This window comes from Marinomonas profundimaris, from assembly GCF_000508165.1.
Lineage (GTDB): Bacteria > Pseudomonadota > Gammaproteobacteria > Pseudomonadales > Marinomonadaceae > Marinomonas > Marinomonas profundimaris.
The window spans coordinates 1-614 of the sequence record NZ_AYOZ01000052.1 but is presented as its reverse complement, the minus strand read 5'-3'; the positions used below and the strand labels follow the sequence as shown (position 1 = coordinate 614).

At 40.7% G+C, this 614-nt stretch carries 1 protein-coding gene; it reads left to right on the top strand.

The genetic code is table 11. From position 1 onward, the window contains the following. Nucleotides 1-154: 154 nt before the first annotated feature. Nucleotides 155-601 carry a hypothetical protein gene (locus tag D104_RS33260; RefSeq protein ID WP_024024997.1) on the top strand — a complete coding sequence of 149 codons (447 nt, stop codon included), beginning with the start codon at nt 155-157 and terminating at the stop codon, nt 599-601. Nucleotides 602-614 lie beyond the last annotated feature (13 nt).

Below are 614 nucleotides of genomic sequence, written 5' to 3'. Positions count from 1 at the left end.
CCAACGCAACTTTGTAGACTTCTAAGCGGCAAGCAACTAAAGCCCCGACGTGGGCTTTAGTTGTTGTTTGGGCTGGTAGGGAACGAGAAAGTCTTTTAGTATCAATGAATGTGTAAATGTGTGAGCGGACCTTTAAGGGGTTAGAAATTAATTTATGGAAGAAATTAAATTTAAAGATGGAAGGGAGTCAAGTTGGTGGGGATACGGAGATTATTTCTGCACTTCACCTGCTTGTGAGATAAAGATACTTCTTCCGTATAAAAGTGAGCCTCCGCATGGGGATTCTTACCATAACCTCATTATAAACTCTAAAACTATAAGAGGTTATATTTGGAGCGGGTATTTTTTATGGTCGAAGTGCGGGAACTATTTCACTTGTCATTGGTTAGAGGGGATGAAAGGCTACTTCGAAGGTAAGGTTTGGCATACGAGCCAGATACAAAGAGCAACAATTATTGTATCGCCTACAAAATTACAATATAGAATTGTAATTGAGCCTTCTTATAAGGAGTTAAATCTGCTCCGTAGAGAAGGGGCTGAAGACGAACTTTGGAATATTTTATTAGACCCCGATGGAAGCCCTTGTGTAGTGGTCAAGTAAAACTGGCCACCGC